At 69.6% G+C, this 7,015-nt stretch carries 6 protein-coding genes; 4 read left to right on the top strand and 2 right to left on the bottom strand.

What is annotated here, in order from left to right:
* A partial coding sequence (locus ASG87_RS02985) for a putative Ig domain-containing protein (RefSeq protein WP_200948976.1) occupies positions 1-3,783 on the bottom strand: 3,783 nt, incomplete at its 3' end.
* Between the two features lie 465 nt (positions 3,784-4,248).
* Here ASG87_RS02985 and ASG87_RS02980 point away from each other — a divergent pair.
* Genes ASG87_RS02980 through ASG87_RS02965 form a run of 4 tightly spaced genes read left to right on the top strand, consistent with a single transcriptional unit; the run spans position 4,249 to position 6,495 of the window.
* Entirely contained in the window at positions 4,249-4,782 is a 534-nt protein-coding gene (locus ASG87_RS02980; protein WP_056000612.1) for a tail fiber protein, read from the top strand.
* 46 nt (positions 4,783-4,828) lie between these two features.
* On the top strand, positions 4,829-5,359 hold the full coding sequence (locus ASG87_RS02975; RefSeq protein ID WP_056000609.1) for a tail fiber protein: 531 nt from the start codon (positions 4,829-4,831) through the stop codon (positions 5,357-5,359).
* A gap of 51 nt (positions 5,360-5,410) precedes the next feature.
* Entirely contained in the window at positions 5,411-5,944 is a 534-nt protein-coding gene (locus tag ASG87_RS02970; protein ID WP_056000608.1) for a tail fiber protein, read from the top strand.
* Positions 5,944-6,495 carry a GNAT family N-acetyltransferase gene (locus tag ASG87_RS02965; protein WP_056000606.1) on the top strand — a complete coding sequence of 184 codons (552 nt, stop codon included), beginning with the start codon at positions 5,944-5,946 and terminating at the stop codon, positions 6,493-6,495. Before ASG87_RS02970 ends, ASG87_RS02965 begins: the two co-directional genes overlap by 1 nt.
* On the opposite strand, the gene ASG87_RS02960 is transcribed toward ASG87_RS02965, so the two are convergent.
* Entirely contained in the window at positions 6,488-6,781 is a 294-nt protein-coding gene (locus tag ASG87_RS02960) for a hypothetical protein (RefSeq protein WP_056000603.1), read from the bottom strand. The genes ASG87_RS02965 and ASG87_RS02960 overlap by 8 nt on opposite strands.
* Positions 6,782-7,015: the final 234 nt, after the last annotated feature.

Below are 7,015 nucleotides of genomic sequence, written 5' to 3'. Positions count from 1 at the left end.
CGTTGCCGCCGCGATCTTCAGCGTGTAGTGGGCGGTGGCGGTGAAGCCGTGCGCATCGGTGGCAGTGGCCGTCAGCGGGAAGCTGCCAGCCGCGCTGGGCGTGCCTGACAGGGTGGCCGTACCGGCATTGAAGCTCATGCCGGCGGGCAGGGTGCCGGTCAGCACGTAGGTGTACGGACCGATACCGCCGCTGGCACTGAGCGTCGCCGCAGAGTAGGCCACGCCCACGGTGCCGTCCGCGAGACTGGCCGGGGTGAGCGTGAGGACCGGTGCGGCGACGTGCAGGGCGTAGGTCTTCGTGACGGAGGCCGGGGCGCCGGTGCCGGTGCTGCTGTCGGTGGCCTTGATGTCCACGCTGAAGTCGCCGCTGACGGTCGGCGTGCCGGAGAGCGTGCCGGTGCCGCTGTCGAGGCTGAGGCCGGCCGGCAGGCTGCCGTTGGCGACGGTGTAGGCGTAGGGCGCCACGCCGCCGCTGGCGGCCAGCACCTGGCTGTACGCGGTCTCGGCGGTGGCGTCGGGCAGGCTGCCCGGCGCCAGGCTGAGGGTGCCGGTGGACACGGCGAGGGTGTAGTTGGCCGTGCCGGTGAAGCCGTGCGCGTCGGTGGCGGTGACGGCGAAGGTGAAGCTGCCGGTTTCGGTCGGCGTGCCGGCGAAGGTGGCCGTGCCCGCATCGAAGCCGAGGCCGGCCGGCAGGGTGCCGGTCAACGCGTAGGAGTACGGACCCGCGCCGCCGCTGGCGCTGAGCGCCGTGGTGGGATACGCGGTGCCTGCGATGGCGGCCGGCAGGGTGGCCGGGGTCACGGTGACGGTCGGTGCGTCGATGTGCAGGGTGTAGTTCTGCATGACGGAGAACGGTGCGCCCGCGCCGGTGCTGCTGTCGGTCGCCTTGACGGTGAAGCTGAAGTCGCCGCTGACCGTCGCGGTGCCGGAGAGCGTGCCGGTGCTGCTGTCGAAGGTGATCCCGGTCGGCAGGTTGCCGGTGAACGCGTAGCTGTACGGCGCGGTGCCGCCGCTGGCGCCGAGGGTCTGCGAGTAGGCCGTCTCGGCGGTGGCGTTCGGCAGCGAGGCCGGGGCCAGCGTGAGTACGGGGGCGCCGATGTTGAAGTTGTAGACGTGGCTGCCGGTCTGGCCGTGCGCGTCGGTCGCGGTGACGGTGACGGAGAAGCTGCCCGCCTCCGTGGGCGTGCCGGCGAGCTGGCCCGCGGACAACACCATGCCCGCCGGCAGGGTGCCGGCGGCATAGCTGTACGGTCCGATGCCGCCGCTGGCGCCGAAGCTGGCGGCCGGGTAGGCGGTGCCGACGGTGCCGTTGGGCAGCGTTGTGGGTGTCAGCGTGATGGTGGCCGCGCTGATCTGCAGGGTGTAGCTGTTCGACACCGAGAACGGCGCGCCGGTACCGGTGCTGCTGTCGATGGCGGTGACCGAGATCGGGAAGCTGCCGGTTTGGGTCGGCGTGCCCGAGATCGAGCCCGTGGCGGCATCGAAGCTCAATCCGGCCGGCAGCGTTCCGATCAGCGAATAGCCGTAGGGAGCGGTACCGCCGCTGGCGCCGAACGCCTGCGAGTAGGCGTTGCCATAGCTCCCCGCCAGCGTACCGCCGGCCGGGGACAGCGCCAGGGCGGGAGCGTTGACGGTCAGGGTAAAGAGCTGGCCGGTGGTGAACGGCCCATTGCCCGTGCTGCTGTCGCGCGCGCTGGCGATCAGGTTGAACGTGCCGGCCGCCGTCGGCGTGCCGGAGATGGTGACGCTGTCGGCGGTGCTGCCGGTGATGCCGAGGCCGGCGGGCAGGTTGTCGACGCTGTAGTGGGCGTACGGCGCGTTGCCGCCGCTCCAGGTGAAGGTCTGGCTGTAGGTGCTGCCGACGTTTGCCGTGAGCGGCGCCGAGGTGCTGATGGTGATGCTGGGATTGCTCACCTGCACGGTGACCATCGCGGGCGCGGATGTGCCTCCCGCATTGCTGGCGGTGTAGGCGAAGCTGTCGTTGCCGGAATAGCCGACGGTGGGCGTGTAGACGATGTTGAGGCCGTTGACGGTGGCGGTGCCGTGCGTGGCCGGCGTCACCGCGATCGTGTCGGCCGTGCCGCCGGTGATGACCGGGGTGATCGTGTTGGCGCTGCTGCTGTAGCCGACCGTGGCGTTGACCGGGCCGGCCACCGGCGGGGGCGGTGCGCTGATGACGACGGCGAGCGTCTGCTGCGGTGCCGGCTGGTAGGCGGCGTTGCCCGCCTGGTCCGCCGTCACGGAGCAGGTGCCGGGGGACAGCATGGTGACCGTGCTGCCGGCGATCGAACAGACCGAACTGGAAGCCGATGTGATCCCGAAACTCACCGGCAGGCCCGAACTGGCCGTGGCCGCAACGGCGAAGGTGCCGCCCTGCGTGAACACCGGCGCGCCGGGCGTGGCGCTGAACCCGCCGATGGTCTGCGGCGCGGTCGGGGTGACCTGGTTGGAAGCTGCCGAGGGCGAGCCGGTGATCGAGGCCGCGTTGGTCGCGGTGACGGTGAAGGTATAGGCCGTGCCGTTCTGCAGGCCCGTCACCGTGATCGGCGAACCGGTGCCGGTGGCCGTGATGCCATTGTCGGAGGTGACCGTGTAGCCGGTGATCGCGGCGCCGCCGTTGGAGGCCGGCGCGGTGAAGCTGACCTCGGCCTGTGCATTGCCGGCCGTGGCCGTGCCGATGGTCGGCGCGCCGGGGGCCACCGCAGCGACGGAGAACTGCTGGCTGACGTCCGGTGCCGCGAAATAGCTGCCGTCGCCGCTCTGGCTGGCCGTGATGCTGCAGATGCCGGTGGACCCGAAGGTGAGCGTGCCGCCGCTGGTGACGGTGCACACGCTGGTGGTGCTCGAGCTGAAGGTCGGCATCAGTCCCGAGGTGGCCGTGGCGGTCAGGGTCGGCGTGGTGCCGAAATTCTGCGTGCCCGGGTTGGCGAAGGCGATGGTCTGGTCGCGCTTGGCGATGACGCCGGCCGAGGGGTCCGAGGCCGGGCCGGGGCCCACGCCGTTGGTCGCCTTCACCGTGAAGGTGTAGGTGGTGCCCGCCGTCAGGTTGGTCGCCAGGATCGGCGAGCCGGTGCCGGTGTAGGTGGCATTGCTGGGACTGGCGGTGACCGTGTAGCCGGTGATCGCCGAGCCGTTGTCCGGCGGGGTGCTGAAAGCGATGCTGGCGGCGGGCAGGCCGCCGCTGGTCGTCGCCGTCGCGCCGGTGATCGTCGGCTTGCCGGGCACGCCGGCGTTCACGACCAGGGTCGGGCTCACGGTGCCGCTGACGTTGTTCGCGTCGGTGGCCTTCACGGTGATCGAGGTGCTGCCGGTTGCCGTGGGAATGCCGTTGAGCACGCCGGTGCTGTTGTCGAGCGACAGGCCGGCGGGCAGCGTGGTGGTTGCCGCATAGTGGTACGGCGTCGTGCCGCCCGAGGCGGTGAAGGTCTGGGTATAGAACGTGCCCACGGTGGCGGCGGGCAGCGTCGCCGGGTTGACCGTCAGGCCGGTCGGGAGGATGGTGATGATCAGGTGGACCCGGGCGTTCGGGTCGCCGATGCCGGCACCGGTCTCGCCGTCGGTCAGGTAGAAGCTGTCCGTCTGGCCGGCTCCGCTGGTGTTGACGTACTGGGGGGCGTACGTCCAGCCCGGGATGACGTTGACGTGGCCATAGTCCGTCGGATACGTGGTGGCCGGGTCGACCTCAAGGAAGCCCCATTGCTGTGCACAGGGGATGGCGACGGTACCGCCGGCCGCCACGGTCAGATTGACGATCGACGGACACGCCGCCCATGCCGGCCCCATCGTACCGATGGCGAGACAGGCGGCTGCCAGCCAACGCAAGCAAGAAGCCCAGACGTCGCGCCGCGCGCGCGCCTTCCCTGTGCACTGCACCGTCTGCTGCATGTTGTTTCCCCTTGAATCCACGCGAACGCTTGCGAACCATGACCTGGCTGCATGTCGATCGGTGGATGGTTCCCCTGTTCGGAGCGCCCGTTCGCTCGGGCTGCTCCACTGGCATGGTCGATAGGTCGTTCCGAAACCCGTGACGGCTGGCCTTGAGTCGCCAGCGCCCCTGATGCGGCGGCTATTGAATCAGCAATCAGGCGCGGTTGAAAGTGCCGCTTGGGTCGACCGTGCGCCTGTCCCGGGCGTGCCGGCCAGAGGCGGGTCCGGGGTACTTGTCAAGGCGGCCATCGTTGAGCGACAGTGCAGCGCCCGCGTTCCGCGGCTAGTGAGGCCAAGGACGCGTCACAGGGGGACATCCGGATGAGCGAGTACTACATCGGTCAGATCATGCTGACCGGGTTCGGCTTTGCGCAGCGCGGTTTTGCGCTGTGCAACGGCCAGTTGATGGCGGTCAACCAGAACCAGGCGCTGTTCAGCCTGCTGGGTGTCCAGTACGGAGGCGACGGCCGGACCACCTTCGCGCTTCCCGACCTGCGCGGCCGGGTACCGGTCGGCAGCGGCGCTTCGGCCGACCCGGCCTGGCAGCCGGCACCGTATACGCAGGGGGCATTGGGCGGCGCGGAGAATGTCACCGTGCTTACCCCTCAGCTTCCCGCGCATACGCACGGGCTGATCGGCACCAGTACCACCGGCGGCGCGCGTTCGCCAGTCGGGAACCTGCTGGGCGCCAGCAGCGGCGAAGCACTGTACGGCCCGTCGACGGGTGCGCAGGTGGCGCTGGCGCAACAGAACCTCGGCGCCAGCGGCGGCGATCAGCCCCACGCGAACATGCAGCCTTACCGGACGATCAGCTTCGCGATCGCCCTGGGCGGCATCTTCCCTTCGCGCAACTGAGACGTTCCGCCGCCTCGCGGCGCCTTTCCGGATCGGAGCCAGAATCATGAGCACTTGTTACGTCGGAGAAATCCGGCTTTTCGGCTTTTCGCGCATTCCCAGCGGCTGGTTCGCCTGCGACGGCAGCCTCAAGCCGATCTCGGAGTACGAGGTCCTCTACACCCTGCTGGGTACCACCTACGGTGGCGACGGCGTGACCACCTTCGGCGTGCCCGACCTGCGCGGCCAGTTGCCGATGCACCAGGGCCAGGGCCAGGGCCTCTCCCTACGCGTCATCGGCGAAGCCGCCGGCACCGAGCAGGTGACCTTGTTGCCTACCCAGATACCCACGCACAGCCACTTGCTGATGGCCACCTCCTCGCCCGCCAGTGCCACGGCCCCGGGCAACACCGTGCAGCCGGGCGCATTGGCGGACGACACGATGTACGTCACGGACATGACCGGCGCGACGCCCCAGCTACCGGCGGCTGCTTCCGTGTCGCCCAGCGGCGGCACCCAGCCGCACGACAACCTGATGCCCACGCAGACCGTATCGTTCTGCATCGCCTGGGCCGGCATCTTTCCGTCGCAGAACTGACGTCGCGCCTGCCCGCGCCTCGATGCCGCGGGCGACGCCAAGGGGAAAACAATGACTACACCATATACCGGCGAGATCCAGCTGTTCGGCTTCAACTTCGCGCCCTACGCGTGGGCCTTCTGCAACGGGGCGACCCTGCGGATCACGCAGAACACCGCCTTGTTCTCGCTGCTCGGCACGCAGTACGGCGGCGACGGCACGACCACGTTCCAGCTGCCCAACCTGGTCGGGCGCGCACCGTGCAGCCAGGGCCAGGGCCCGGGCCTGACGTCGCGCACCATCGGCGGGACGTTCGGCGAGAATGGCGTGACCCTGCTCACCACCCAGATCCCGTCACACACCCATGCGCTGACGCTGCTTTCGCAGAGCGATACCACCAAGCGCACCGGGACGCCGGCGACCGGCAACGCCCTGAGCACGCCGACCAAGATCTCGCCGTTCGCGGCGAATGCCGCGGCCAATGCGCCGTTCGCCCTCAACAGCATCGCTCCGGCCGGTGGCAACCAGCCGCACGAGAACCGCCAGCCCTACCTGGCGGTGAATTTCTGCATCGCCCTGCAAGGGGTATACCCCTCGTTCAATTGATGCAGGCATCGCCAGCCGCTTTCCCGGCCGGTCGTGCGGACCGGTTGCACGCGCCGCCCGCACTGGCCGGCCGGGAGTTCGCCCTGCGGCCGGCCGTGGCCGGCGACCTGGCGTTCCTGCGCCGGCTGTACGGCCAGGTGCGGGCCGCCGAACTGGCCGCCGTGCCCTGGCCGGATGCCGTCAAGGAACAGTTCCTCGACAGCCAGTTCGCGCTGCAGCACCGGCACTACCTCGTTCATTTCGCCGATGCCGACTTCCTGCTTTTGGAGCGGGCCGGCGAAGCCGTGGGGCGGCTCTACCTGCAGCGCCGCGCGCCGGACTACCTGATCGTCGACATCAGCCTGCTGGACGACCAGCAGGGACAGGGCGTGGGCGGCGCGTTGATCGACGCCGTGCAGCAGCGCGCCGCCGCGGAAGGCTGTGGCGTACGGTTGCACGTCGAAATGCACAACGAGCGTGCCCGGCGACTGTACGAACGTCTCGGCTTCGCGCCGCTGGCGATCGAGGGCGCGCACCGGCTGATGCGCTGGCCCGGCGCATCGCTCAGTTGAATACGGCCTGGTAGAGGAAGCCGTCGCGGTCGCGCGCGACCGGCACCAGGAAGATCCCGAATTCGCCCATCAACGTGTTGCGCATGTTGTAGATGCGCTGCGGAAACACGATGGCCGCCTCGTTGCGGAACAGCAGCGAGAACGGCTCGCGCGCCAGGCCGGGCATGGGCTGGTATGGCAGGGGTCGCGCTTCCACCAGCACGAACGGCACGCGCCCATGCTCCATATCCACGTCGAACGTCTCGTTGAGCCGCCCGGCGAACTGGTCCAGCCTCAGCAACTGCATTGCGATTCCCCCGTGTCCTGCGCACAGCATGCCTAGGCAGGCGCTGCGGTTCAATGCTGCCTGCGGTCTGCGTGCCATGCCGGCGGATTGGCCTGCCGAAGACGTGTGCCGCCGGCCGGGTTTCCGGCATCGAAAGGGCTTGCGCTGCCGCTGGCTGCAAGGGCGGTTCGCGCAGGTGATTTCGTTGCCGCGCGCCCGGCCGGGCCGCAAGCGATTGCGCGAATGCGGAATGAC

Source organism: Frateuria sp. Soil773, from assembly GCF_001428405.1.
Lineage (GTDB): Bacteria > Pseudomonadota > Gammaproteobacteria > Xanthomonadales > Rhodanobacteraceae > LMSL01.
Note: the sequence above shows the minus strand (reverse complement) of the source record. Positions and strands in the feature narration are given on the sequence as shown.

Excerpts from the sequence above, each read along its gene's own strand:
- ASG87_RS02970 (WP_056000608.1), top strand. The coding sequence starts at position 5,411 with ATGACTACACCATATACCGGCGAGATCCAGCTGTTCGGCTTCAACTTC.
- ASG87_RS02960 (WP_056000603.1), bottom strand. The coding sequence starts at position 6,781 with ATGCAGTTGCTGAGGCTGGACCAGTTCGCCGGGCGGCTCAACGAGACG.
- ASG87_RS02965 (WP_056000606.1), top strand. The coding sequence starts at position 5,944 with ATGCAGGCATCGCCAGCCGCTTTCCCGGCCGGTCGTGCGGACCGGTTG.
- ASG87_RS02975 (WP_056000609.1), top strand. The coding sequence starts at position 4,829 with ATGAGCACTTGTTACGTCGGAGAAATCCGGCTTTTCGGCTTTTCGCGC.
- ASG87_RS02980 (WP_056000612.1), top strand. The coding sequence starts at position 4,249 with ATGAGCGAGTACTACATCGGTCAGATCATGCTGACCGGGTTCGGCTTT.